General features: G+C 58.2%; 24 protein-coding genes. 20 read left to right on the top strand and 4 right to left on the bottom strand.

Features of this window, described 5'->3' with window-relative positions; genetic code table 11:
* Positions 1-3 precede the first annotated feature (3 nt).
* The 16 genes from DRB19_RS00480 (at position 4) to DRB19_RS00405 (ending at position 15,020) form a co-directional block, all read left to right on the top strand.
* Positions 4-1,104: a carbon-phosphorus lyase complex subunit gene (locus tag DRB19_RS00480; RefSeq protein WP_114184060.1), complete on the top strand. Its 1,101-nt coding sequence runs from the start codon at positions 4-6 to the stop codon at positions 1,102-1,104.
* Positions 1,101-2,006 (top strand): alpha-D-ribose 1-methylphosphonate 5-phosphate C-P-lyase PhnJ, encoded by a 906-nt coding sequence (locus DRB19_RS00475; protein WP_114184059.1) that lies wholly within the window; start codon positions 1,101-1,103, stop codon positions 2,004-2,006. The genes DRB19_RS00480 and DRB19_RS00475 overlap by 4 nt, the downstream gene beginning before the upstream one ends.
* On the top strand, positions 2,003-2,779 hold the full coding sequence (gene phnK, locus DRB19_RS00470; protein ID WP_114184058.1) for a phosphonate C-P lyase system protein PhnK: 777 nt from the start codon (positions 2,003-2,005) through the stop codon (positions 2,777-2,779). Before DRB19_RS00475 ends, phnK begins: the two co-directional genes overlap by 4 nt.
* A 28-nt stretch (positions 2,780-2,807) precedes the next feature.
* The gene (gene phnL, locus DRB19_RS00465) at positions 2,808-3,521 is read left to right on the top strand and encodes a phosphonate C-P lyase system protein PhnL (RefSeq protein ID WP_114184201.1); all 714 of its coding nucleotides are present in this window, start codon (positions 2,808-2,810) and stop codon (positions 3,519-3,521) included.
* Entirely contained in the window at positions 3,521-4,219 is a 699-nt protein-coding gene (locus DRB19_RS00460) for a DapH/DapD/GlmU-related protein (protein ID WP_114184057.1), read from the top strand. The genes phnL and DRB19_RS00460 overlap by 1 nt, the downstream gene beginning before the upstream one ends.
* A 5-nt stretch (positions 4,220-4,224) precedes the next feature.
* Positions 4,225-5,064, top strand: coding sequence for a phosphonate ABC transporter ATP-binding protein (gene phnC / locus DRB19_RS00455; protein ID WP_114184056.1), 840 nt, complete (start codon positions 4,225-4,227; stop codon positions 5,062-5,064).
* A gap of 28 nt (positions 5,065-5,092) precedes the next feature.
* A complete protein-coding gene (gene phnD / locus DRB19_RS00450; RefSeq protein WP_114184055.1) occupies positions 5,093-6,082 on the top strand; it encodes a phosphonate ABC transporter substrate-binding protein in 990 nt (329 codons plus the stop codon).
* A gap of 64 nt (positions 6,083-6,146) precedes the next feature.
* Complete coding sequence (gene phnE, locus DRB19_RS00445; protein WP_308494276.1) at positions 6,147-7,007, top strand: phosphonate ABC transporter, permease protein PhnE; 861 nt, start codon at positions 6,147-6,149, stop codon at positions 7,005-7,007.
* On the top strand, positions 7,007-7,690 hold the full coding sequence (locus DRB19_RS00440; protein ID WP_114184054.1) for a DUF1045 domain-containing protein: 684 nt from the start codon (positions 7,007-7,009) through the stop codon (positions 7,688-7,690). The genes phnE and DRB19_RS00440 overlap by 1 nt, the downstream gene beginning before the upstream one ends.
* A gap of 11 nt (positions 7,691-7,701) precedes the next feature.
* Positions 7,702-8,841 carry an alpha-D-ribose 1-methylphosphonate 5-triphosphate diphosphatase gene (locus DRB19_RS00435; RefSeq protein WP_114184053.1) on the top strand — a complete coding sequence of 380 codons (1,140 nt, stop codon included), beginning with the start codon at positions 7,702-7,704 and terminating at the stop codon, positions 8,839-8,841.
* Positions 8,834-9,412 (top strand): phosphonate metabolism protein/1,5-bisphosphokinase (PRPP-forming) PhnN, encoded by a 579-nt coding sequence (gene phnN, locus DRB19_RS00430; RefSeq protein WP_245439200.1) that lies wholly within the window; start codon positions 8,834-8,836, stop codon positions 9,410-9,412. Before DRB19_RS00435 ends, phnN begins: the two co-directional genes overlap by 8 nt.
* Before the next feature lie 666 nt (positions 9,413-10,078).
* Positions 10,079-10,882, top strand: a complete 804-nt coding sequence (locus tag DRB19_RS00425) for a UDP-2,3-diacylglucosamine diphosphatase (protein WP_373867351.1) — start codon at positions 10,079-10,081, stop codon at positions 10,880-10,882.
* Complete coding sequence (locus tag DRB19_RS00420) at positions 10,882-11,910, top strand: glycosyltransferase family 4 protein (protein WP_114184050.1); 1,029 nt, start codon at positions 10,882-10,884, stop codon at positions 11,908-11,910. Before DRB19_RS00425 ends, DRB19_RS00420 begins: the two co-directional genes overlap by 1 nt.
* A 55-nt stretch (positions 11,911-11,965) precedes the next feature.
* Positions 11,966-12,148: a hypothetical protein gene (locus DRB19_RS00415; RefSeq protein WP_147021713.1), complete on the top strand. Its 183-nt coding sequence runs from the start codon at positions 11,966-11,968 to the stop codon at positions 12,146-12,148.
* 179 nt (positions 12,149-12,327) lie between these two features.
* A complete protein-coding gene (locus tag DRB19_RS00410) occupies positions 12,328-13,308 on the top strand; it encodes an ABC transporter substrate-binding protein (RefSeq protein ID WP_114184048.1) in 981 nt (326 codons plus the stop codon).
* Between the two features lie 122 nt (positions 13,309-13,430).
* Positions 13,431-15,020, top strand: coding sequence for an ABC transporter permease (locus DRB19_RS00405; protein WP_245439199.1), 1,590 nt, complete (start codon positions 13,431-13,433; stop codon positions 15,018-15,020).
* 453 nt (positions 15,021-15,473) lie between these two features.
* Here the strand turns inward: DRB19_RS00405 and DRB19_RS00400 are convergent, their stop codons facing one another.
* The 3 genes from DRB19_RS00400 to DRB19_RS31780 all read right to left on the bottom strand — a co-directional run bounded on the left by DRB19_RS00400 (position 15,474) and on the right by DRB19_RS31780 (position 18,767).
* Positions 15,474-16,622, bottom strand: a complete 1,149-nt coding sequence (locus DRB19_RS00400; RefSeq protein ID WP_114184047.1) for a glycerophosphodiester phosphodiesterase — start codon at positions 16,620-16,622, stop codon at positions 15,474-15,476.
* A gap of 336 nt (positions 16,623-16,958) precedes the next feature.
* Entirely contained in the window at positions 16,959-18,275 is a 1,317-nt protein-coding gene (locus DRB19_RS00395) for an esterase-like activity of phytase family protein (protein WP_245439218.1), read from the bottom strand.
* A 333-nt stretch (positions 18,276-18,608) separates the two neighbouring features.
* Positions 18,609-18,767, bottom strand: a complete 159-nt coding sequence (locus DRB19_RS31780; protein ID WP_114184045.1) for a DUF3309 family protein — start codon at positions 18,765-18,767, stop codon at positions 18,609-18,611.
* Positions 18,768-20,141: 1,374 nt separating this feature from the next.
* Between DRB19_RS31780 and DRB19_RS00380 the strand changes: the two genes are divergently transcribed.
* The 3 genes from DRB19_RS00380 (at position 20,142) to DRB19_RS00370 (ending at position 21,561) form a co-directional block, all read left to right on the top strand.
* Positions 20,142-20,639: a CYTH domain-containing protein gene (locus tag DRB19_RS00380; protein ID WP_114184043.1), complete on the top strand. Its 498-nt coding sequence runs from the start codon at positions 20,142-20,144 to the stop codon at positions 20,637-20,639.
* A gap of 105 nt (positions 20,640-20,744) precedes the next feature.
* On the top strand, positions 20,745-21,128 hold the full coding sequence (locus DRB19_RS00375; RefSeq protein WP_114184042.1) for a hypothetical protein: 384 nt from the start codon (positions 20,745-20,747) through the stop codon (positions 21,126-21,128).
* 31 nt (positions 21,129-21,159) lie between these two features.
* Entirely contained in the window at positions 21,160-21,561 is a 402-nt protein-coding gene (locus DRB19_RS00370; protein WP_147021712.1) for a hypothetical protein, read from the top strand.
* A gap of 461 nt (positions 21,562-22,022) precedes the next feature.
* Here the strand turns inward: DRB19_RS00370 and DRB19_RS00360 are convergent, their stop codons facing one another.
* Positions 22,023-22,436 (bottom strand): NUDIX hydrolase, encoded by a 414-nt coding sequence (locus tag DRB19_RS00360; protein ID WP_276330587.1) that lies wholly within the window; start codon positions 22,434-22,436, stop codon positions 22,023-22,025.
* A 176-nt stretch (positions 22,437-22,612) separates the two neighbouring features.
* Between DRB19_RS00360 and DRB19_RS00355 the strand changes: the two genes are divergently transcribed.
* The gene (locus DRB19_RS00355) at positions 22,613-24,136 is read left to right on the top strand and encodes a CYTH and CHAD domain-containing protein (RefSeq protein ID WP_114184039.1); all 1,524 of its coding nucleotides are present in this window, start codon (positions 22,613-22,615) and stop codon (positions 24,134-24,136) included.
* The last annotated feature ends 10 nt before the right edge of the window (positions 24,137-24,146 follow it).

Genomic DNA, 24,146 nt, shown 5'->3' with positions numbered 1-24,146 from the left:
ACCATGTATGTCGCGGTTAAAGGTGGAGAGACGGCGATCTCCAATGCACATCGTCTCATGGCCAATCGCCGGCGTGGAGATCGCAATGTGCCGGCGCTCTCCGTCGAGCAGATCGTCAACCAATTATCCCTTGGTGTTGATCGCGTGATGGCGGAGGGCTCCCTATACGACCCGGAACTCGCGGCAATGGCCGTGCGCCAAGCACGCGGCGATCTGATTGAAGCAATCTTCCTCCTGCGTGCTTATCGGACCACGCTGCCGCGGTTCAGCAACGCGCGCCCTATCGACACGAACAGGATGCGCATTGAGCGCCGTGTCTCGGCGACCTTCAAGGACATCCCGGGCGGCCAGCTGCTGGGGCCGACTTTCGACTACACGCACCGCCTGATCGACCCTTCCATGGCGGGTGACGAAGCTGTCGCACACCCTGTCAAGCGGGAGCGCCCCACGGATGAGAGCTGCCCGCGCGTGACTGATCTTCTTGATAGCCAAGGACTGATCGAGGCTGATGTCCCAAGCAACGATGAACCGGGTGACCTGACGCGTGAGGCGATTGCCTATCCCGTTGGACGCGAAATCCGCTTGCAGGCGTTGACGCGCGGCGACGAGGGCTTCCTGCTCGCCCTCGGCTATTCGACGCAGCGCGGCTACGGTCGAACACACCCCTTCGTCGGTGAGATCCGGATCGGCATGGTTGATGTCGAAGTGGAGGTGCCGGAAGTCGGCTTTGCCGTGTGCATCGGCGCGATCCGGGTCACTGAATGCCAGATGGTGTCGCAGTTTAAGGGAAGTGGGGATTCGCCGCCGCGTTTCACACGTGGTTATGGGCTGATCTTCGGACAATCCGAGCGCAAGGCGATGGCCATGAGTCTCGTTGACCGCGCAATGAGAGCTGATGAGTTCAATGAGCAACGCCTGGCTCCGGCGCAAGATGAGGAATTCGTGCTGGAGCACTGCGACAATGTGCAGGCCACTGGCTTCGTCGAGCACCTGAAGCTACCGCACTATGTCGATTTCCAGGCAGAGCTCGATTTGTTGCGAACATTACGCCGCGAGGCCGCAATGGCGAGTGCTGACACACCAATGAGCGAGGCAGCAGAGTGACCAATCCATCCCTGCCTGCTTATAACTTTGCCTATCTCGACGAACAGACCAAGCGGATGATCCGGCGTGCGATCCTGAAGGCGATCGCGGTCCCCGGCTACCAGGTGCCGTTCGCCTCACGTGACATGCCGATGCCTTATGGCTGGGGCACGGGCGGAGTGCAGGTCACTGCATCGATCCTGGGTCCGGACGATGTGCTCAAGGTCATCGATCAGGGTGCCGATGATACCACCAATGCGGTGTCGATCCGGGCCTTCTTCGCCAAAGTTGCGGATGTTGCAACGACGACACGAACGGAGGATGCAACGATCATCCAAACCCGACACCGCATTCCCGAGACGCCTCTCGCTCACGGCCAGATCATTGTCTATCAGGTGCCAATTCCTGAGCCGCTTCGCTTCCTTGAGCCGCGTGAAACGGAAACGCGCGTGATGCATGCGTTGGAGGAGTATGGCTTGGTGCATGTAAAGCTCTACGAGGACATTGCGCAGCACGGCCATATCGCCACGACCTATGCTTATCCCGTAAAGGTCGAAGGCCGGTATGTCATGGACCCGTCGCCGATCCCCAAATTCGATAACCCCAAGATGCACCACTCGCCCGCGCTGCAGCTTTTTGGCGCCGGCCGCGAGAAAAGGATCTACGCGCTGCCGCCCTTCACCGATGTGGTCAGTCTCGACTTTGAGGACCACCCATTCACGGTCCAGCGCTTCGATTGCCGTTGTGCGCTTTGTGATGCGCAGGACGTCTATATGGACGAGGTCATCACGGACGACCGCGGCGGTCGTATGTTTGTTTGCTCCGACACCGACCATTGCGAAACACGCCGGTCTGAGGGGTGTCAGGGAGCAGGCTTGCCACAGCATTGCACCGCAAAAGCCGGTTGGGAGGCCGCAGAATGAACAGCGAACCGATCCTTTCCGTCCGCAAGCTGGAAAAGCGATACGGTAACTTCATCGGCTGCACCGACGTCTCCTTTGACGTCTGGCCGGGCGAGGTTATCGCGATCGTCGGTGAGTCCGGATCTGGCAAAACCACACTGCTCAACTGCATTTCCACTCGCCTGGAGCGGAGCAGCGGCGAGATCCGATACCGGCTGCGCGACCGGCGATTCCCGGATCTCGCGGAGCTGAGCGAAGCCGAGCTCCGCTTCCTCATGCGGACGGACTGGGGTTTCGTTCACCAGAACCCGGCAGATGGGTTGCGGATGCGCGTATCGGCAGGCGCCAACGTCGGTGAACGGCTGATGGCGGTTGGGGACCGCAACTATGGCGAGATCCGGCGTCGAGCGAGCGACTGGTTGGAACGCGTTGAAATCGCAGCCTCCCGCATTGATGACATGCCGGTGTCCTTCTCCGGCGGCATGCGGCAGCGTTTGCAGATTGCGCGTAATCTCGTCACCCACCCTCGCTTGATCTTCATGGATGAGCCGACTGGTGGCCTCGACGTGTCGGTCCAGGCACGTGTTCTCGATCTGTTGAGAATGCTGGTCTCGGATCTCGGTCTGTCGGTGATTATCGTCACCCATGATCTGGGTGTCGCCCGACTCCTATCACAACGCATAATTGTCATGAAGAGCGGGAGGATAGTCGAGCAGGGACTGACCGATCGCGTGATGGATGATCCGAGCCATCCCTATACCCAGCTTCTCGTCGCCTCGATCCTGGAGAACTGAGATGGTGACCGACAATCCATCTGCCGTGATGCACCTTCCACTGCTTTCGGTTGAGGATGTATCCAAATCGTTCACAATCCACCTTCGCGGCGGAGTCCGCCTTCCCGTCGTGGCCAATGTCACGTTTGACGTGTCGTCCGGCGAATGCCTTGTGCTGGGCGGCCCGTCAGGTATCGGCAAATCCTCCATCTTGCGCATGATCTTTGGCAATTACGCTGTCGATGCCGGCCGAATCCTTGTGCGGGACCGCAGCTCCGGAGACGTCGCAGACCTCGCATCTGGCGATCCCCGCCTGGTACTCAGTCTCCGGCGCGATCATATTGGCTATGTCAGCCAATTCCTGCGGGCGATCCCGCGGGTTTCGGCTCTCGATGTCGTGGCCGAGCCGCTTCTTGCGCGTGGAGTCGAGCACAAGCTGGCGTCAAACCGCGCCGCCGCCATGCTCGAGCGGCTGAACCTGCCACCAGCCCTCTTCAATCTCCCCCCGGCAACGTTCTCTGGCGGTGAGAAGCAACGGGTGAACATCGCCCGCGGCTTCATGATTGAATACCCAATCCTTCTGCTCGACGAGCCGACAGCGTCGCTCGACGAAACCAACCGGGATGTCGTTGTCGGCATGATTCGGGAGAAGCTAATTGCTGGAACAGCCATCCTCGGGATCTTCCACGATATTCCGGTACGTGAGGCGGTTGCGACGAAGATCATCGACGTCGCTGCGTTCTCGACGCGGGAGGCCGCGTAATGCCCAAGCTCATCGAGCACAAGGCGCTTATCCACGCGACGGCTGATGTCGAGCAGTGCACGCTTGGCCGCTTTGTCGAGATCGAAGCACGTTCGCGCGTGAGCGAGACGGAGCTCGGAGATTATTCTTACGTCATGCAGGATTGCTCGATCTGGTGTGCGAGGATAGGCAAATTTGCCAACATCGCGGCCGCTGTGCGGATCAATGCCACCAATCATCCCACATGGCGCGCTACGCTTCATCATTTCACCTATCGCGCAGGCGATTACTTCGAGGGCGCAGCAGACGAAGAGGAGTTCTTCGAATGGCGCCGCTCTCAACAGGTTACGATCGGCCATGATGTCTGGATCGGCCACGGAGCGACCATTCTGCCCGGCGTCACTATCGGCAATGGCGCTGTTGTTGGCGCAGGTGCCGTCGTCCTCCGCGATGTCGCGCCGTACACCATCGTCGGCGGCGTACCGGCCCGCCTCATCCGAGAGCGGTTCACCCGTGACATCGGTCGGCGGATGGATCGCCTAGCGTGGTGGCAATGGCCGCATGACAAGCTTTTTTCAGCGCTCGATGATTTCCGTAAGCTTACGGCAGAGGCTTTTGTGGAGCGCTATGAAGCGCTGACGCCAAACCTTCATCGAACTGACACGGAACTGTCTCCAGCAAGTTATTCTGGATCAGTAGGTTGGGACGAACGGGGATGATGTAGATGATAGCGATCAGCGTTTCTAACCTCTCGAAGCGTTACGGCAAGACCCGGGCGCTCGATAATGTCACCATCGAGGTCCAGCGTGGCGAGATGGTCGCTCTGATCGGCGCATCGGGTTCCGGCAAGAGTACACTCATTCGTCATATCGCAGGGCTCGAGGCAGGCGATGGTGAGGCTGGCAGGGTAGTGGTTCTCGAACAGGTATCGCAGACGGCGGGACGGTTGATGCGTGGACGCCCCGCCGGCCGCGTAGCGGTCATCTTCCAGCAATTCAATCTGGTTGGCCGCCTCTCCGTCCTGACCAATGTACTCATCGGCAATTTGGGCCGGGTCCCCCGCTGGCGCGGCACGCTCGGCCTTTTCAGCCGTTCCGAGAAGGAAAAGGCTGAAAACGCCCTGTCCCGTGTGGGCATCCCGTCCGTGGCGGCACAACGCTCGTCGACTCTTTCGGGCGGTCAGCAGCAGCGCGCCGCGATTGCACGCACTCTGGTGCAGGAAGCTGAAATCCTAATTGCCGACGAGCCGATTTCCGCGTTGGATCCGTCCTCGGCACGGCGCGTGATGGACGTGCTGGCTACTATCAATACCCAGGACAACATCACTATCCTCGTGTCGCTGCACCAGGTTGAGTACGCGCGGCGCTACTGTAAGCGGACGATCGCCATGCGCGACGGGCGCATTGTTTATGACGGTCCTTCGACGTCTCTTTCTAACGCTTTCCTCGCGGAGCTTTACGGCGACGCTTCGGAAGAACTGGTTCTGCCGGAAAGTCCGGCGGAACCCCTGCCAGCTCGGCCGTTCCGGTCGAGCGGACCCCAACCAGTGCATATGTTAGCCTGAAACTAGAAATATAAGCGGAGATTTTGGAATGAATGCGATGCTCAAATGGGCAGCGACGGTGTCGCTTGCCTGCACGATGTCCACGGCAGCTCTGGCCCAAGAAGTCATCAACTTCGGCATCATCTCGACCGAGTCCCAGCAGAACCTGAAGACTAGTTGGGAACCGTTGCTTGCCGACCTGAAGAAGAAGACCGGCCTCGAAGTGAAGCCGTTTTTTGCTTCCGACTATGCGGGCATCATCGAAGGCATGCGCTTCGGTAAGGTGCAGATGGCTTGGTACGGCAACAAGTCGGCCATGGAAGCTGTGGATCGCGCAAATGGCGAAGTCTTCGTGCAGAGCGTGCCCGTCGGCGGCGAACCAGGCTACTGGTCGGTCATCATCGTTCCCAAGGATTCGCCTATCAAGTCGATCGACGATGTCTTGAAGTGTGACAAGTCTCTCAATTTCGGCCTCGGCGACCCAAACTCGACTTCGGGCTATCTTGTCCCGATGACCTTTGTATTCAGCGCTAAGGGTATCGATCCGAAAACCTGCTTCAAGAACGTCACCAACGCCAACCACGAGACCAATGCGATGGTAGTTGCCAACAAACAGGTCGACGCAGCTACCAACAACACCGAAAACATGGCGCTGATCCAAAAGAACCAGCCCAAGGCATTCGAAAATATCCGCGAAATCTGGCGCTCGCCCCTGATCCCATCCGACCCGATCGTGTGGCGTAAGGATCTTCCGGAAGCACAAAAAACCAAGCTCCGTGAGTTCTTCCTCACCTACGGCACCGACAAGTCGACGGGCGACATCGCCGTCGAGAAAAAAGTTCTGGCCGGCCTGAAATGGGCCCCGTTCCGCACTTCTTCTGACCGGCAGCTGCTGCCGATCCGCATCATGGAGCTCACCAAATCGATTTCCCAGACCGAGGCCGACCCTTCGCTCGCCGCCGATGCAAAGAAGGCCAAGCTCGACCAACTGAAGGCGCAGAAGGCCAAATACGAGGCCGAACTGGCTGCCGCCGGCTGAGCCCACTCAAAGGAAGTGGCCTGGGTACAGGCCACTTCTCCCCGTCAATGAACATAGAGCCTTGATGAACGGCATGGACCAGACAGTATCGACTCCCAGGCCTACGGCCCTCAAGCTTGTAAAGGCAATCGGGGATCGCGCCACGTCATCGCCAAAAGCTGGGCACGGATCTGGCGGGCGCCGAAACCTGTTCCTATTAGCTCTGCTAGTAGCAGCGCTCTCCTGGAGCTGGGGGCCGGCCGAAATAAGCCGTTGGACCTATCTTTTTACCGATTCCGGAAACATGGCCGAATATGCGGCCGGGTTCCTGCGTCCTGATTTCGGCGAGTGGCGCCACTATCTCGAGGAGATGCTTGTTACGACCCAGATTGCGCTCTGGGGAACCTTCCTCGCCGTGGCCCTTTCGATACCTTTCGGAATTTTGTCCTCGCATAATATGGTCCCTTGGTGGATCCTGCAGCCTGTGCGCCGGCTCATGGATCTTTTTCGAGCCATTCATGAGGTTGTATTTGCCGTCCTGTTCGTCGTGGCGGTCGGGCTCGGCCCATTTGCCGGTGTCATGGCTTTGTTCATTCACACAACAGGGATCCTGGCGAAACTGTTTTCCGAGGCGGTCGAGGCGATCGATCCGCGCCCCGTAGAGGCCATCCGAACGACGGGCGCATCACGCGTCCAACAGGTGATTTATGGCGTGATCCCGCAGGTCCTGCCACTCTGGATTTCGTATTCGCTCTATCGTCTTGAATCGAATGTCCGGTCTGCCACCGTCCTCGGCATCATCGGCGCAGGTGGCATCGGCCAAGTGCTCTTCGAGTCGATACGTGCTTTCTATTACCCCGAAGCCTCCGCAATCCTGATCATCGTCGTGATCACGGTCACGATCATGGATCTGATCTCACAGCTTCTGCGCAGACTAGTGATCTGATGCGCGCGGCAATCTACTTCACCCCGGACAAGGATGATCCGCTGACCTTACGGGCAGCCGAGTGGCTCGGGCGAGACGCCTTTGATGATCGCATCGTGCGTGATCCCGATCCGATAATCGATGTGCTCGTGTCCGGGCCAGTGCGCTACGGATTTCATGCAACGTTGAAGGCTCCGTTGCGGTTTGCCGTTGGCAAGACGCTCGATGATCTGGACCGTGAACTGGCCGCCATCTCGCAAAGGATGCAGGCATTCTCGCTCGGAACGCTTGCAGTTACACGACTTAATCGCTTCTTTGCGCTGACGGTTCAGGCAACGCTTCCGCAATTGCTTGAAATTGAGGAGGAAGTTCGTACGGCCTTTGAGCCATTCCGAGCTCCGCTGACGGAGCAGGAGGTGGCGCGGCGCAATCCACAAAGTCTGTCGGAGCGCCAGCAAACGAATCTGTTGCGCTGGGGCTATCCGTATGTGGGTAAGGATTTCCGCTTCCACATGACGCTGACCAACCTGATTGTCGACGAGGATGAGGCAGCTCAGGTCGAGAAGCGGCTGCGCTCTCAGTTCAGTCCCGTACTCGAAACCCCTGTTGTCGTTGACGCGCTCACGCTTTTCGTCGAACCGACACCGGGTGCACCCTTCTATGTTCATTCGCGCCATCCGCTTCAAAGCGGCATGCTGTCCTAAGCCCGAGAGCCATGACCTCAGAACTCATATTTACCAATGCACGCATCGTACTTGCCGACGAAATCGTCAAGGGCACGCTTAAGGTCCGGGATGGCTACATTGCCGACATTTCGAGCGGGAACTGCAGAACAGGCGAGGATTGTGCTGGCGATGTGCTGATCCCAGGCTGCGTCGAGCTGCACACCGATCACCTTGAGACCCATTTGCAGCCGCGGCCAAAGGTGCGCTGGAACATGGAGGCAGCACTCCAGGCGCACGACGGACAAATCGCAACGTCGGGCATAACGACCGTTTTTGACGCGCTTCGTGTCGGCTTGGAGGGCGACACCGAGTTCGGTTCGCAAGAGATGTCGGCTATGGCGGACGCCATCGCGTCGGCGAGTGCTGATAGGCGCTTGCGTGCAGAGCACTTCATCCACTTGCGTTGCGAGGTTTCTGTCTCTGACGTGGTTGATCATTTCGACGAGCTTCGAGGGAACAAGCGGGTTCGTCTAGCCTCGCTGATGGATCACGCGCCCGGTCAGAGGCAGTTCGTCAGCCTGGAGGCCTATCGCATCTATTATCAGGGCAAGAAGAAACTCAGTGACATCGAATTCAGCGCGTACAGTGAGCGACGAATAGCGGAATCGGCTGCAAATTCCGAGCGCAACCGCCAGCTCCTTGCCGATCGTTGCCGGGCAGCCGGCATTTCGATGGCGTCCCATGACGATACGACGCGTGAGCATGTGGAAGAGAGCATCTCGCTTGGAGTTGCCCTTGCAGAATTCCCGACCACGATCAAAGCTGCGACATTGTCGCGCGATGCAGGCCTGAATGTGCTCATGGGCGCACCGAACGTCGTGCGGGGCGGCTCTCACTCGGGCAATGTTTCAGCCATTGACCTGCTGCATGCCGGCGCTCTCGACATCTTGTCCTCAGATTATGTGCCGTTCAGTCTCGTGCAGGCGGCGTTTCTTCTCGCTGAGCGAGCCGAAGTTGACTTGCCTCATGCAATACGCCTGATCTCGGCCAATCCTGCCGAGGCGGCGGGCTTGTCCGATCGTGGGCGCATTGAGATTGGGCGGCGTGCCGATCTGGTGCGTGTCCAGGCCACCAGCGGTCGGCCACCCCGGGTTTGCTCGGTCTGGCGGGAAGGGGTTCGCGTTGCGTAAAGGAATGTTCGTTGCGATCGTCGGTCCCAGTGGGGCAGGCAAGGATACGGTTATCAGAACCGTTGCGGAGGCTGTGCACGATCAGCCTGGTATAATCTTTGTGCGTCGAATCATTACACGTTTGTCAGACGGCGTCACGGAAGATCACGATACGATGACGCCGGAAGCGTTCGAAGCAGGACGTGCTGCCGGTATATTTTGCTTGAGCTGGGAAGCGCACGGTCTCTTATATGGCCTGCCGCAATCGGCACTTGATGCAGTTGATCGAGGCAATACAGTCATTGCCAACGTATCCCGTTCGGTTCTTAGCGAGGCAGTGCGAACTTTCGGCCGGGTTGCTGTCGTCGAGATCACGGCTGATCCGGAGATCTTGGTCGAGCGAATCATCGCTCGTGGGCGTGAGAGTGCAGCTGAGGCGAGAGGGCGCATCGCACGGTCGGCCGCCTTCCACCTGCCGCACGCGGCATGCAATTACGTGCGGATTGACAATTCCGGCCCAATCGATGTCGCAAAGGAGCGATTGATCAAGATCCTTGGCTCAAGTGGAGAGAATCGCCGTCGAGCGGAATGATCTCGAGCGCAACAGTTTCGTGAGCTGATCCGGCATAGACCCAAGGCACGCCGGGCGCAAAGCAATGTTGCATCGGCAGGGATGCAATAAGGCTGCGGCCGTTTGGGGGTTTCTCGGCCTGGGGGATCCGTCACATCGACTGGCACGCCACATGTTTAGGCTCAGGTACAGCTTAGAGCTAAAATAATTGAGCGTGTCGTGATCTGCGCCCAAGTTGCAAAGGTCTCGGCTCGAGCCTTGCGCTAGCTGGCTGCAGTCAGTTGATGGCGCCGCGAGCGAATCAGCTTCTCGATTGGATTATGGTTGGAAAGAAAGCACTGCGGATGTCGCGCTGACTTGAGCCGCTTCGACTGCCGCTCTTGTCGACGAGCGGGCTGGTGTGAGTTTTCCGCTCTGTTGTTCAATCCTTCATGCTGTCGATGATCGATGCCCACCACAACCAGTGCCTCTTTTCGCCGACTGTGGTCACCACCTCGGCCGGAGAATGGTGGGCATCGAGCGGGTAAAGGGGCTTCTTCATGCCTCCTTGTACGGCGGCACTCGATCACAGGTTTTTGAGATGAAGGCACCATCCCGGTACATCTTACTTCGACCCCAGTCTACGGTGTCACAGGGATGCAGCATGTTTGGCATACTGATTGGTGGTCTAACCATGAGATGCCGACAGTGCCGACCGCCACTTACCGATATCGTGCTCTCTTTATCTCCGACCTGCACCTCGGAACAAAAGGTTGCCAGAGCAGGGCCCTTCTTGACTTTCTACGTAAAGTAGACGCCGACACAATCTATCTTGTCGGTGACATTGTTGATGGCTGGAAGCTGAAATCGGCTTGGTACTGGCCCCAGGAACATAACGATATCGTTCAGAAACTTCTTCGTAAGGTACGCAAAGGCGTGCGCCTTATCTATATCCCCGGCAACCACGATGAGTTTTTGCGGGACTACCTAGGCACCCTCCTAGGTGGAATTGAACTCTCCGAGTGCGCCATCCATCAGACTGCCGATGGCCGACGCTTCCTGGTAATCCATGGAGACACCTTCGACGTTGTTGTGCGTCATGCACGGTGGCTAGCCCTCCTTGGAGATTGGGCATACGAGACCGCGCTCGTCATCAGTGGGCACGTAAACCATCTTCGGCGACGCCTTGGTTTTACGTACTGGTCTTTGTCGCAATGGGCGAAGCTGAAGGTGAAGAGCGCTGTGAATTATATCGGGGACTACGAGCACGCCCTTGTCACTGAAGCGATGCGCTGCGGCGTAGATGGCATCATTTGCGGACATATCCACCATGCCGCAATCCGGGATCTCGCCGGCATTACCTATGTAAACACTGGCGATTGGGTTGAGTCCTGTACAGCTGTCGTTGAACATTACGACGGATCTCTGGAGCTTATTCATTGGCTGGACGTCCAACATGGTTCTGGCGGGTCCAGCACACTACAGGCTGAGCCCACGCAGACTGTTTCATAATGCGCCTCCTTGTTGCCACTGATGCGTGGCACCCGCAAATCAACGGCGTCGTTCGATCCCTAGATGCGATGGCGGCCGAAGCACCTCACTTCGGTGCGAAGGTGACTTTTCTGACGCCAGAGTGGTTCCCGTCTGTTCCGTTGCCAACTTATGGTGAGATTCGCCTCGCACTTGCGTCGGCGCATCAGGTCAACCAAATTCTCCATGACCTTGCTCCGACCCATGTGCATATTGCGACTGAAGGTCCGGTGGGGCTCGCCACGCGGAGGGCCTGCTTACGCCAGGCTAAAGCCTTCACGACCAGCTATCACACGCGTTTCCCCGAATATATCTCCGCCCGCATACCAGTGCGTGAGGCATGGACCTACGCGGCTCTTCGTCGTTTTCACGGCGCCGGTCAAGGTACTATGGTCAGCACGCCATCCCTTGGACATGAACTGCAGCGGCGCGGGTTCAAGAATATTATGCGCTGGACCCGAGGTGTTGATACCGATGTCTACAGACCTCGGGCGCAGCAACCTGCGGAGCTATTACGGCCAGTCTTCCTTTACGTTGGTCGCATCGCAGTCGAGAAGAACCTAGAAGCTTTTCTGGCACTCGACCTTCCGGGTACTAAGGTGCTCGTGGGAGATGGTCCCTCCCGACTGCACTTGAAAGTGAAGTACCCTCAGGCGCGTTTTCTTGGCGCGCTTTCTAAAGAGGCGCTTGCGCTGGCCTACTCGTCAGCGGATGTGTTTGTCTTTCCCAGTATTACAGACACCTTTGGCATCGTTCTTTTGGAAGCCTTGGCGTCTGGATTGCCAATCGCCGCCTATCCAGTCACTGGACCGCTTGATGTTATAGATGGGTCGGGCTGTGGAGTATTGGACTGGAACCTGCGGACAGCAGCGCTAAAGGCGCTCGACATTCCAAGTGTTCGGTGTCGAGCCTATGCAGAGTTATTCACATGGCGAGAAAGCGCACGGCAATTCTTCTCAAATATCGAGGTCGGTCGCGCGTTAAGACAGCCGGGAGCCACGGGTAATTAGCACGAGGCAGTACAGGAGCTGCTCGGATCCGGTGCAACTCGGCGCTGAAGCACCGGTGGCCACAAAGACGGAGTTGCGCAATCTGCTCCCGGACCTTGCGGCTTCGAAAGGATACGTGCTGGATGAAATCGAGGACTTCACCATCGATGCCGCAGGTGAAGCCTATATGATTGCCGACAGCGATGGCGTCGACGGCCCGTCGGGCGAGAGCCTGTTTCTGAAGCTGGGCAAGCTCTAGCCACGTTCGCGGAAGAATACGGGAGCCTGCTCATCAAGTGGGCTCTCCCCAAGCTCTTGGCGACAACTCGATTAAAAATGCCCGAATCGAAACCGCTGCCGAGTGGATGCTGCACCGTCACACGTGTGTCACTGACGGCTTCTATTGCAACTTACCAGTGACCCAGAGGATCCCAATCCATGAAGCGCTTGGCTTTTGCCATCTTCGCCGCCACTCTTCTTCCAACTGTGTGCTTTGCACAGAACCTCTCGGGTAAGCTCGTGCTCTATACGAGCCAACCCCATACCGATGCACAGCAGACAGTCGACGCATTCAAGGCAAAATTTCCTCAGGTCGATGTATCGTTTGTGCGGGACGGTACTCCCCGCATTATGGCGAAACTTCGCGCCGAATTCGAAGCCGGTCAGCCTCAGGCCGACGTTCTCCTCATTGCTGATAGCGTGACGATGGAAGGTCTGAAGATTGAAGGACGGCTGATGGCGCATGAGAGCGCCGATACATCGGTCTATCCGGCTGGAACCCACGATGCACAAAAGCACTGGTTCGCGACAAAGCTCATCACAACCGGAATCGTCTACAACACCAAAGCCCGGTTCAAACCGTCATCCTGGGCAGATCTCGCGAAGCCGGAGGTCAGAGGCCAGGTTGTGATGCCGAGCCCGCTCAATTCCGGTGCTGCCTTGATCCATGCCGCTACCCTTACCAGCAATCTCGAGGACGGATGGAAGTATTACGAGGCTTTGAAGAATAACGGAGCAACAGCAGGTGGTGGAAACGGAGACATTCTGAAGAGCGTCGCCGGTGGGGAGAAGATCGTTGGCGTCATCGTCGACTTCATGCCGATCAGGGAGAAAGCCAAGGGCGCGCCGGTGGAGTTCGTCTTCCCGAAGGAAGGTGTTTCTGCCGTGTCGGAGCCAGTCGCTATTCTTAAGTCAACGAAGAACCCAGAGGCCGCGAAGGCTTTCATCAACTTTCTACTATCGGCAGAGGGGCAGGAGCTTGCGCTGAAACAGGGCTACATTGCCGCCCATCCGGGCATCGCCGTGCCCGACGGCTATCCGCCTCGTGACCAGATCAAGGTGTTGCCGTTTGATGCGGCCAAGGCATTGGCCGACGAGACCAAGAACAAGACAACCTTCGCTGACATCTTCGGCCAGTGAAGACGTCCGTTGCCTTCGAGCGCTCTTTTTTCGATCGAGAAGGAGGCGCTCTTGCTGTACTTGCCATTGTCGTTGCCTCAACTCTTGCCGCTCTTCCGATTGGCCGGCTGAGTTTGGCCGCATTGGCGCCGGGCGGGGTGCTCACGTATGGTGCTGCGCTCGACACGATCATGAGCCGGGCTGGATTGCGCGCGACTTGGGCGACGCTTGAGACTGCAACGATATCCAGCGCGGTTGCCCTTGTGCTCGGCGCGACGCTCGCCCTGGTGCTGGCCGCCACGGATGTCCGCGGGCGACAGCGCTTAACGTTCCTTTTCGTTCTTTCGATGCTCATCTCGCCGCAAGTAGCGGCTGTTGCGTACTTGAGCCTCGTCGGACCGGCCTCACCGCTGTTGAATACCCTCGGCTTGGCGCCAGAGCCTGGCAGCATGAATCCTCTGCTGGGCCGCGACGGGATTAGTCTCGTGCTGGGTCTTCATCATGCTCCGCTGGTCTTTATCATCCTGATGGCGGGCCTGAAACGGATCCCCCGGTCTCTAGTGGAAGCGGCACGCATTGACCGGGCTTCGCCATGGACGATCACTCGAACAATTCTCGTACCACTGCTGAAACCTCATCTGATCAATGCGGCGCTTCTCGCTTTTGTGGCGGGAGTCGGAAACTTCGGCATCGCGGCGGTCCTTGGGCTGCCGGTCAACTACGTGACGCTTCCGACCTTGATTTATCGGCGCCTCTCCAGCTTCGGCCCCACTGTCATTGGTGATGCCGCCGTGCTAGGTACCGCGGTTGCTGTGATCGCGGGAATAGGCGTTTTGGCCGCACGATTTGCTGCGCGGCAGGCCAGTGTTCACCTTGAAGATGAAGCGAGGCTCGAACCCTTCTGGTGTCTCAAGCGCTGGCGGCTGCCGGTTGAAGTTATTCTCTGGACGCTCATCTCCGTCGTCCTGCTTTTGCCGGGGGCTGGGCTGTTCGCTGCCGCGCTGGTTCCATCCTATGGAGTCCCGCTTTCGACATCGACCGTCACGTTGGATAATTTCACCGAGGTTCTTCTGCGCCAGCAGGGAACCGCGCGAGCATTTGGGAACTCGCTGTTCTTTGCGGCGGGCAGCGCCTTTGTGCTCGCCTGTCTTGCAATTCCCATGAGTTATGTTCTGGCGCGCCGCAGCCCCCGTATGTCGCGGCCACTTCTGGCTTTAATTGAGATGCCTTACGCTTTGCCCGGAGTCGTGCTCGCGGTAGCGTTCATACTTCTGTTCCTGAAGCCTCTGCCACTGGTCGGTGTCTCGCTTTATGCAACGCCGTGGATCATTCTCCTCGCATACATCGCACGCTTTCTTCCGGTCGCGCTTAAGCCAGCACTGGCGGCCATGGAGCAGTTCGATCCAGCCCAGGAGGAGGCTGCCGCGCTCGATGGAGCACGTATTCTCCGGCGCTTGCGCGATATCATTGCCCCCTCACTGTTCACTTCCGTTGCAGCCGGCGGGCTTCTCGTTTTTCTGTTGGCCTTCAGCGAGCTGACAGTCTCTTCGCTCCTCTGGTCCACCGGAACGGAAACAGTTGGCGTTATTCTCTTTAGCCTTGAGGAGGCTGGTCTTGCCAGTCAGGCCGCCGCGGTCGGTGTGATAACGGCGCTCGTTGTCACAGCAACGATGCTAGCGCTCAATGCCATGAGTGCTCACCTTCCTGAAGGCGTCCTGCCCTGGCGCACGTGACAGATCGGAGGAGGGTGGAAGCCTTGGCCCGTACCAACCATCCAGGACTTTGGAGTGTAATTGGGGTGTGGCCGCATTCATCCCCTGAGGCTCGGTCCAGGTGATACGCTGGAAGACTGCCATATCCAGTCGGGTCATGATCTTGATGACCTCGCAGCCAGCGGCAGCTTCGGCCATTTAGCTTGGCAGAGTCCGAGCGCCGAAGCGGTGCCACCTCGCTTGGCGGCCCTTCGCCAGCCAAGCCGCCCGAGATCTAATCCCAGCAAAGGGCGGAGTCGTGTGGCACCGCCATCGTCAGTGGTCATCACCTTTGAAGCAAGGATCTCGCCCGTGTCGAGATCAAGGACGAGGTGTAACTTGCGCCAGGCTCGGCACCCTTTGCCGCCATGCTCCTCAGGCTGCCATTCGCCGTCCCGAGGAAGGCATGGTTGATGACAGGCTGCATATCGAACGTCAGCGAGCCTTTACTGCAGCATCAGGGAAATCGCTGAATAGACCATCGACACCCAGCGCATAGAAGGCTTTGTACTCTGCTGCCGGATCGCCCTTGAAGGTCGAGGCGAGGTGCTTCGGCTCACTCCGGAAGGTCCAGGTCACGACCTGGAGGCCGGCCGCGTGGGCGTCCTTGACCACGCTGGAGGGTGCAGCGACGACGCGGTCCTGCCCATCTATCTCCCCGTCTCCATTGAGGTCATCCGGCTTGCCGTCGCTGTTCTGGTCGACCTGCTTGGTCGGCAGAACGTATGGCTTCCACGGAGCAAGAATGTCGGCGTAAGTCTTGATTTCCGCCAAACCCTCCTTTGTCAGCAGGTCCTTATAGGTGCGCTTGTCGCCGACCACGACGAAATCGTAGGGCTGCGCATAGGGGGCACTGAGGACGATGTTGCCATCCTTGTCAACGTCTTCAGCATCGAGAAGCTGCGCCAGCTTCACGTCAATCCTGGTGTTCAAGTACTTCAGATTTGCGACCTCGAAGCTTTGGATCACCACAGGGGATGACTTGTCAGTCCAGCCAGCCGCTCTGAGGATGTCCACGAGCCGGTCTTCCAGAGGAAGGCCGAGCGCCGCGTGAAATGTGGGATGCTTAGTTTCCGGGGCGACCCCGATGGTGCGGCCACGTGTGCTCGACTCCACCTTCACCACATCGATGATCTCCTGCAGCGTCGGGATCTGGAACTGGCCGTTCTTGGACTGGTCGCGATCGGCCATCGCCTGTTTGGCGCGCAGCTGCTTAATCTCGGCAAGGGTGAAATCACCAGCGAACCAATCTGTAGTGTCGACGCCATCGATCTTGCGGGTCGTCTTGCGAGAGGCAAGTTCCGGCCGGTCTGCTACGTCGGTCGTGCCGCTCAGCATCGGTTCGTGACGGGCAATCAGCACGCCATCCTTGGTGGAGACGAGATCCGGCTCAATGAAATCCGCTCCCATCTGAACGGCGAGCTTGTAGGCCTCGAGAGTGTGCTCGGGGAGGTAGCCGCTGGCGCCGCGATGGGCGACTACGAGCGGGCGCTCCCCCGTGAGCGTCTTCTCCTGGGCCGTGGCCGGTCCGAACAGAGCCGCTAGCGTGAAGGCGACAGCTTCCGTGGAAATAATACGTTTCATGTTTGATCCCTCCTAGCGGCGGTCAATAGGCGGCGCTTTGGATATTGCCAGATTGGAGCTTGTTGATGACCGTCGGATTACGGGCGCAGGCAAGAAGAGGCAGAATGCGAGAGCGTTCCTCCTGACAAGAACTCGCTCGCAAGGCTTCGGCTGGACTGTTGCATAACCTTTGCATGTAATACAGATCACGTGGACCAGCAGCTTTCATTGGCCCAAACGTATATAATGCCGGGCCGGTCCGCCATGTGGCTCGTGAGATCCAGGAAACCTACGACGTTCTCTTGCACCGGCCACAGAAAAGGGCTGCCAAGAAAGTCTGCGGCCCTGCGATCCCGTTCATTGGGCCCTCAAGAAGTTCTCAACGTCTAGCAGCACGAATTCGTTATCGTCCTGTTTGTTGGGCTCGCGGCTTGACGAGAACGGTAGGTTGTTGTCGTTGCCGACGATGATGTGGCGTTCATCGACCACATCCACGTTCTCGATTGTGAAGAACGGGAAAGTCAGCACGTTGTCGTTGAGGGGCTTTCGAGCCTTTCGGTCGGGGTCGGCAATCTGCAGCAGATCGATATAGCCGATCTTCCGGGCCGGAGCGCCGACGTTTTGGTCCGACAACTCGATCTTATATACCCGCTTGACCTTCGCAATGTCGCTGAAGCAGTTGGACTGCTTCAGCCCGTGAGGGCAGGCCCTGTCGGCAGTGCCCTCGCCGTTATCCCGCTCGATGATGAGTCCTGTCGTCGCGTCGACCATGTTGAAGTCGCCGATGGCAAGGCCGTTCTGCGCGAGCACGTACTTCCAATGGCGGCCGGTCCACTTCAAGGCCTGCACATCGAATTCCAAAATGCGCAGGTATTCCTTGGTGTCAGCGGTCTTCTCCCAGTCCTTCTTGTCGACATCCCAGACTGGTCCTTCCAGGAGCGCATACAGGAAGCGGCCGTCCGGCGACGCGGCCATGCCCTCGTAGCCCTTGGACCGGCGAATGTTGAAGATGACAGGGCTGTTCGGCACGGCCGGTGTTGTGATCATATAGTGATCGGGAGAGCGTGCTGGCTTGCCGTCGACTGTTGTCTCGAACACCGCCTCGATCTTGCCCGAGCGGTCGGCCTGGATCAGGTAGGGCCCGAACTCATCACCGATCCAGATCTTGTCGCCGATCAGCTGAAAACTTTCGGGGTCAAAGTCAGAGCCAGTCAGGTAGCGCTTGTCCGTACTCTCGTTAGCAATCCGGAAGGGCACCTTCTTGTTCGGGTCGCTGAGGAAGACGGTGTTGAGCCGCTCAACTGTGCCTTTTTCCCAATCGATGCGGTAATGGTTCAGGTACAGCATCGCATCAGGGGAGTTAGCCTTCGCGCCAGCGCCATTGTCGGTCAGAACCCAGAAGGTTCCATCGGGCTGTCTCTTGATTCCGGAATGGCCTTGGAGTGGTTGACCGCGGAAGGGAAGCTTCACACCGGTCGGACGGTCGCCTGAAGTGCCTTCAATGGTCCCGATCGTATCGACCCGTTTGCCGGTGGTGAACTTGCCGGCAATCGTCAGATCGAATGGGGCATCGGCTGGCGCACCCACAAAGCTCTGTGCAGGAAGCACGGCATGGCCGGCGAGCGTGGCCGGATAGTCTTGTGCGAAAGCAGCCGAGGAAAGCGCAGCCGCCATCGGCAGTGCAAGGATCAAGCGGGTTGCCATGTTCGTCCTTCTGAGGATTGAGCAGGATCCTTCTGGACAAGGTGCGTGTCGCCAGGGCGACATGTGAGTGACACTTGGATGACAGCGGCTGAACCCGGCGAGTGTCCCTCTGGCATTATCACGAAAGTGGCTGACCAATTAGGCTGTTGCGCGGGAGGGGAGGGGGATGCAGCCCATCTCCTCCTGCCGCCACCAATTCCCACCTAAGATCATCCGGCACGCCGTCTGGTTAAGTCTGCGTTTTCCCTCAATGATCGAGATTTTGAGTGCGCTCGTCCCAATCCATCCCGCGAAAGGAGCTATTCAGAGGCGGCCTGTCATAAGTAGCAGAAAGATTATCAAGGTAAGGAGACCGAAACGAGTACTCAGCAGGGGGTCCCAGTCCCGGCTATAAGGCCAAGCCGGGAGAGCTACCGTGAACAGAAAGACGCAGCCGATCAGAAGCAAAATCCCAATGCTCATATCGGGCATCCTGATGATGGAAACACAACACGCCTGGGTAGCTTACGTAGACGCTAGACCGAGCTCCATGACATCCACATGACACGCGGCACCCGATTGTTGCTACCCTAGCACCTGCATGGTGCTAGCATTACGGTTTAGGGGCCTGAGGAGAGAAGGTCGCAGCTCACAGGGCGGGAACTTCGCTATGTCAGCCCTAACAAACAGCCAAGCTGATGCAGCCGATCCCCACTAGGAAGATCGGGAACCAACGCGGGCATGCGGTGAGGTGATCGTCAGGTTCCATTTTGCTTGTTATGGCATCGTCGCCAGAGGGAGCCGGTGGGCCGCAGTACATCGGTACTAACTCACCTCAATCCCCCGCAGCGGGACATAGATCCGGTCCATGACGAAGCGATCACGCTTCGTCACTTCTAAGGTTTGGGCTCCTGCGACAATTGTGCGGCGCACAAAATCGGCTATTCTGCGTTGGCCTCGAGTGGACTGGAGAATGTCAGAATGGTTCAGAAGCCGGCCGTGCGGTCTGAGTGGAACCGAAGGCGAACACGCCATGACCCACCGGGTTTGGAGGAAGCTGTCGCGGCAGCCCAGGGGCTCACAGCTGATATTGAAAGCCAGGTTGAAATCGCCGCCCAACTGATGGGTTTGCGAGAAGATGAGGTCAGGCCGCTCGTCCTCAAGGCCTCTGCACCATCCCGCTGTCCTCCCGCAGAGCCTATGCCGATTCCTTCGAAGGGAGGACGAACTATCCTGGTGGAGCGAAGAGGTCGTCGTATACCGGTCGCAAGAGCAGGATAAAGACACCGTTGGCGATCCGGGCGCACTCAGCGCACCTTAAGACGATAACAAGATCGCGTAATGGAACACTAAGAAGGCTCCGTGCCTCTCCCAGGAGCCATCACATGATCCTCATTCCGCTTCTCAACCTAGCAATCCGCCGCCTCTCAAGCAGCTGCCCACGTCGAGGCGGTTGGTACAGCCAAATTTACAACCACATGAGACGGCTCAGGCATCAGCTCTTCCCTGCGAACGCCGAACGCAATAGAGAGTATCTTGAAGGGACCCTTGATCGTTACGATCCGGAGCATCGGATCCGGCAACTGGATAGGGTCGAGCGACCAGCCCGACCTGTTGCTGCCAAAGGTCTTGCCGTTCTCATGCCACTCACACGGTCCCGCAGGTGGCAGAATCTGAACAAAAACCCAGCAAAATGTCCGGAAGGATCCGGCGATGCCGATGGATAGCGTGAGACGAAGTTACTCGCCGATCCTCCAGACAGCATCGACATAGAGTGAGACTGACAGGCATAACAACATTTGCTCGCCTAGCGTGAGGCGGCTATCTAGCGGGAGCAGATCCATTGATGGCAGCTTCATGGGCTTGGAGATCGAGAGAAAATTCCTTGTCGCCGATGACCGTTGGAGGAACGCGGTGACGTACAGCGAGAGGATGCTAGACGGCCTCATCGCACGGTTCGGCGAGAGTAAAGTCCGCGTCCGGATCGCAGGTGAGACGGCGTCACTGACTGTGAAAGGACCACGCAAGGGGCTTGGTAGGGCAGAGTTCGAGTATGAAGTCCCACTTTCCGAGGCAACTGATATGCTCGCGACGCTCTGTGACGGCCCGCTGGTGGAGAAGACCCGCTACCTAGTTCCTCATGGTGATGTGACCTGGCAGATTGACGTTCACGAGGGGCTATTGGAGGGCCTCATCCTTGCTGAAGTGGAGTTGGAGCACGAAGATCAGGTCTTCGCGCGACCCGAGTGGATCGGCCCTGAGGTAACTGGCGATCCCCAGTACAAGAAAGCCAACATCTTCGCGCACCACTCCAAGGCGCCCGAACATTCGAATGACTTAAAGCAGTCCACTTGATGATGTCATGCGGTACCCGCTTCTCCGCACCGCCCGCTCTTGAGGTGCTGGATCTTTCGACGCTGTCATCAAATTGTTATAGATGTCTTTTAGCGGAGAGCCATTATGGCAAAGACCAAAGTTCCCAAATCAGTGGCTGGCGTGAAGTTGCCTAAGGCCGTACGCCACTCGGACCTTGTTAACGCCATTCTGCAAAATGATACGGCCCGCCGCTTGCTGGCTGATGCTCTGATCGCAGCAGCAGGAGCCGCTGCAACTGTTTTGACCCGCAAGATCGCGCCGTCATCCGAGCAGGTCGCTGGAGCCGGAGAGGCTGTTGCAGACGCTGGCGGCCGAGCAGCATCTGCCACTGCCGACATGGCCGGAAATCTTGCTGGTACTCTCGGCCATGCCGTGACAGCCGTAGCAAGCTCCCTTTTGCCGGATGGCACTGATAAGAATAAGAAAAAGAAGCGGCGTAAGGCTCGGACTGAAGAGGAGCGAGCCTGAACCCGACGCTGCCAGGTAGGTGAAGGATGCTGTGGATCAGCTGTTTCCAAAGCTGATCCTCCCTTCACAAATCTTGTTACGCATCCCGTTCTCGCTACTTGATGCCGCGAATGGTTCCCACGACAGAGGAAGTGACAGTCTGCAACTGAGACTCGGACAACTCACTGTCGATCAATGGACTTTCAATTGCATCTTCGACCATGGCGCGGTCAGGCTGGTCTCCAAGCTCGCGGGTAAACCCGATGATCTTCAGGGCTTTGCCGGCACACTCGGGCGCCGCCTAAGCGATTTCCCCCGCCAGGGCTATGATCGTCTCTGCATGAGAAGCTGGATTGGCAAGGGTCAAAGGATCTCCCTTCATCTACAAATCAGCTCCTTAATTAGACCGGCTACATGGCAGCTCGATGACGCTATCCGTTCTGAACCGAGCTAACGCGTCGCACCGTTAGCAGTTTCTGTCATCAAAGTGTCATCAAACTTTAACAAAGGACCCGTTTTACCCGTAGCAGGCTTCCTTTCATGTGAGCGCAAGAACACGTTCCGTTGCGTCCAATCAAGATGAAAGCGACTATCGCGCCATTGTGTCGGCGGAGGCTCCTAATGCGGCCAATCATTATCGACCTGTAGTTGATCGAATCCATTGAGCGGCATGCCGACCCTGAATTCGGCGATGAAATACTCTTGGGGCGCGTCACCGCGGAGCACTCGTCAGCATCCCTGCGGGTGATAATCGTTCCCGCCAAGGGCGAGGAACCGTTCAATGCTCATAAGTATTTCATGACCAATCCGAGTTTGTCGGGCCGTGGCAAGGCCGTTCGGGGCTCCACCCCAGAGCGCTCGGCAAACGCGAGTTGGACCAGAATAAGTAGAGCACTAGGGCGAGAGGTTTGAACCTCAGCTACCGGTCCCATGATCCGGACCTGCGTTCAAGGACCTGTTCTGCGCCTCGTCCGAGGAATGGCGGTTCGGGTTAAAGCTAAGGATTATCCTCTTTAGCTCCGGCTGGGAAACCAGGCTGGCTGCTTTCTTAGTGCTCAACCACCGCGTCTCCCGCTCCCCCTTCTCGAGCCAGTGGGGCCTCTGATGGTCCACGTGGAACGGGAAGACCTCCACAGTGCACCTGACCTGCCGTCCAGGACCCAGGCGCTTGTCGTACCGGAATGACCCTACGGCTTTTGGATCCACATATCCAACTAAACCGGCTTCTTCGAAGGCCTCACGCGCTGCACTCTCGTGCGGCTCAAGCCCAGGGATGGGCCAGCCCTTCGGGATCATCCAGCGCTTGCGACCGCGTGTCGTCACGAGCATTACTTTCAGAGAGCCACTGGAACTCCACGTGAACGGCAGAGCTCCAAACTGCTGGTACGGTTTGAGCACACGACGAATGACTCTCTGCAAGAACATGGCTCACCGGCTCCCCTAGTCGGGGAACCGCTATGATAGCCTCGCGTTCCGAACTCAAAGGATAGTACTTGAGGCGCCCCATGCCAGCTAAGCCCAGCCCTCCCCAGGAAATCGAGCTGAAGCTGGAGGTCGCGCCTGCTGAGCTTGAGAAGGTGTTGGCTCATCCGCTCCTGTGCGAACGAGCGGATGGCTCCCAAAAGCAGACCCTCCACGCGACCTACTATGATACACCGGATCACGCGCTACAGCAGGCCGGGATCTCGCTGCGGGTCAGGCGCAATGGCGACCAGTACATCCAGACGATCAAAGCCGCTCGTCCACCCGATGGTGTCGCCCTGGCTCGGAACGAGTGGGAACACGAGGTCAATGGCGACAGCCCAAATTACGCTCTTGTGGAGGATACCGCCCTCAAACCATTCCTGAAGCCAAGCGCCTCGATCCAGCCCGTCTTCCGTGTGACCACCGCGCGAACCCTACACAACGTCACCTTTGAGAACTCGCTTATTGAGCTTGCTGCCGACAACAGCAAGGTTGAGGGGAACGAACGAACAGTCTCCTTCTCTGAGGTTGAACTCGAGCTCAAGGATGGCGCTCCGGCAGACCTGTTTCAGCTCGCTCTGGCACTCTCAACGGCAACGCCCCTGCGCCTGAGCTTCAAGACCAAGGCCGAGCGCGGCTTCGAGGCGGTCACTGACGAACAGCCGGCACGCGTCAAAGCACCTCCTGTGGTCCTCAAGCGCAAGATGACGAGCGCCGCCGCGTTTCAGCGTGTCGGTGCGTCCTGCCTGCAGCATCTGATGGCCAATGAGGCCATTGTCCGGCGCGCGCCCGAGGCTGATGCTGTCCACCAAATGCGGGTTGCCCTGCGGCGGCTTCGGGCCGCCATCACCCTGTTCAAGAGCGTTGTTGAGGACGAGCGGCGGGACGCGATTGGGGCCGAGCTCAAGTGGATGGCCAATGTACTGGGGGAGGCACGCGACTTGGATGTCTACATCACCAAGGTCCTTGAGCCAGCACGGGACGAGCACAGCAGCGACCAAGGCTATCAGGATCTCCTGGCTGACTACCAGGAACGACGTGACCGCGCCTACGAGGTGGTTCAGGAGACCGTTGCTTCAGCCCGCTTCATCAACGGAGTTTTGGAGACAGCTGCATGGATCCAGGCCGGGGGGTGGCTCCTCGATGAGAGCAAACCTTCTCGTAAGCGGCGTAGCCAACCGATCACGATGCTAGCCGAGGAGGAACTCGGCCGACGCTGGAAGAAGATCATCAAGCAGGGAAGGAACCTTGTGGATCTGGACTCGGAAGAACGCCACCAGGTGCGGATCGCGATCAAGAAGCTTCGCTATGCGACGGAGTTCTTCGAGAGCCTGTTCAAAGGAGGTGGCGCCAAGAAGAGGAAACGGGCCGCCTTGAGCACGCTTGAAGCCGTCCAGGAGACCCTCGGAGAGCTCAACGACATTGCCGTGGGCTCCCAGATGGAGGCTTCGCCGGCCGCCGACACGATCCATCAGGAGCAGCTATCCAGGATCGACGGCTTACTGGCTGATGCGAAGGCGCAGTATCAGACGCTTGCATCACTCGAACCCTTCTGGCGCGCTTGACGGTCTTCCC

Source organism: Microvirga aerophila, assembly GCF_003332305.1.
GTDB lineage: Bacteria > Pseudomonadota > Alphaproteobacteria > Rhizobiales > Beijerinckiaceae > Microvirga > Microvirga aerophila.
Note: the sequence above shows the minus strand (reverse complement) of the source record. Positions and strands in the feature narration are given on the sequence as shown.

Bases quoted from the DNA above. Each gene is read 5' to 3' on its own strand.
- DRB19_RS00480 (WP_114184060.1), top strand. From the start codon at position 4: ATGTATGTCGCGGTTAAAGGTGGAGAGACGGCGATCTCCAATGCACAT.
- phnK (WP_114184058.1), top strand. From the start codon at position 2,003: ATGAACAGCGAACCGATCCTTTCCGTCCGCAAGCTGGAAAAGCGATAC.
- phnL (WP_114184201.1), top strand. From the start codon at position 2,808: ATGCACCTTCCACTGCTTTCGGTTGAGGATGTATCCAAATCGTTCACA.
- DRB19_RS00460 (WP_114184057.1), top strand. From the start codon at position 3,521: ATGCCCAAGCTCATCGAGCACAAGGCGCTTATCCACGCGACGGCTGAT.
- phnC (WP_114184056.1), top strand. From the start codon at position 4,225: ATGATAGCGATCAGCGTTTCTAACCTCTCGAAGCGTTACGGCAAGACC.
- phnD (WP_114184055.1), top strand. From the start codon at position 5,093: ATGAATGCGATGCTCAAATGGGCAGCGACGGTGTCGCTTGCCTGCACG.
- phnE (WP_308494276.1), top strand. From the start codon at position 6,147: ATGAACGGCATGGACCAGACAGTATCGACTCCCAGGCCTACGGCCCTC.
- DRB19_RS00440 (WP_114184054.1), top strand. From the start codon at position 7,007: ATGCGCGCGGCAATCTACTTCACCCCGGACAAGGATGATCCGCTGACC.
- DRB19_RS00435 (WP_114184053.1), top strand. From the start codon at position 7,702: ATGACCTCAGAACTCATATTTACCAATGCACGCATCGTACTTGCCGAC.
- DRB19_RS00420 (WP_114184050.1), top strand. From the start codon at position 10,882: ATGCGCCTCCTTGTTGCCACTGATGCGTGGCACCCGCAAATCAACGGC.
- DRB19_RS00410 (WP_114184048.1), top strand. From the start codon at position 12,328: ATGAAGCGCTTGGCTTTTGCCATCTTCGCCGCCACTCTTCTTCCAACT.
- DRB19_RS00400 (WP_114184047.1), bottom strand. From the start codon at position 16,622: ATGAAACGTATTATTTCCACGGAAGCTGTCGCCTTCACGCTAGCGGCT.
- DRB19_RS00395 (WP_245439218.1), bottom strand. From the start codon at position 18,275: ATGGCGGCTGCGCTTTCCTCGGCTGCTTTCGCACAAGACTATCCGGCC.
- DRB19_RS31780 (WP_114184045.1), bottom strand. From the start codon at position 18,767: ATGAGCATTGGGATTTTGCTTCTGATCGGCTGCGTCTTTCTGTTCACG.
- DRB19_RS00380 (WP_114184043.1), top strand. From the start codon at position 20,142: ATGGGCTTGGAGATCGAGAGAAAATTCCTTGTCGCCGATGACCGTTGG.
- DRB19_RS00375 (WP_114184042.1), top strand. From the start codon at position 20,745: ATGGCAAAGACCAAAGTTCCCAAATCAGTGGCTGGCGTGAAGTTGCCT.
- DRB19_RS00360 (WP_276330587.1), bottom strand. From the start codon at position 22,436: ATGCTCGTGACGACACGCGGTCGCAAGCGCTGGATGATCCCGAAGGGC.
- DRB19_RS00355 (WP_114184039.1), top strand. From the start codon at position 22,613: ATGCCAGCTAAGCCCAGCCCTCCCCAGGAAATCGAGCTGAAGCTGGAG.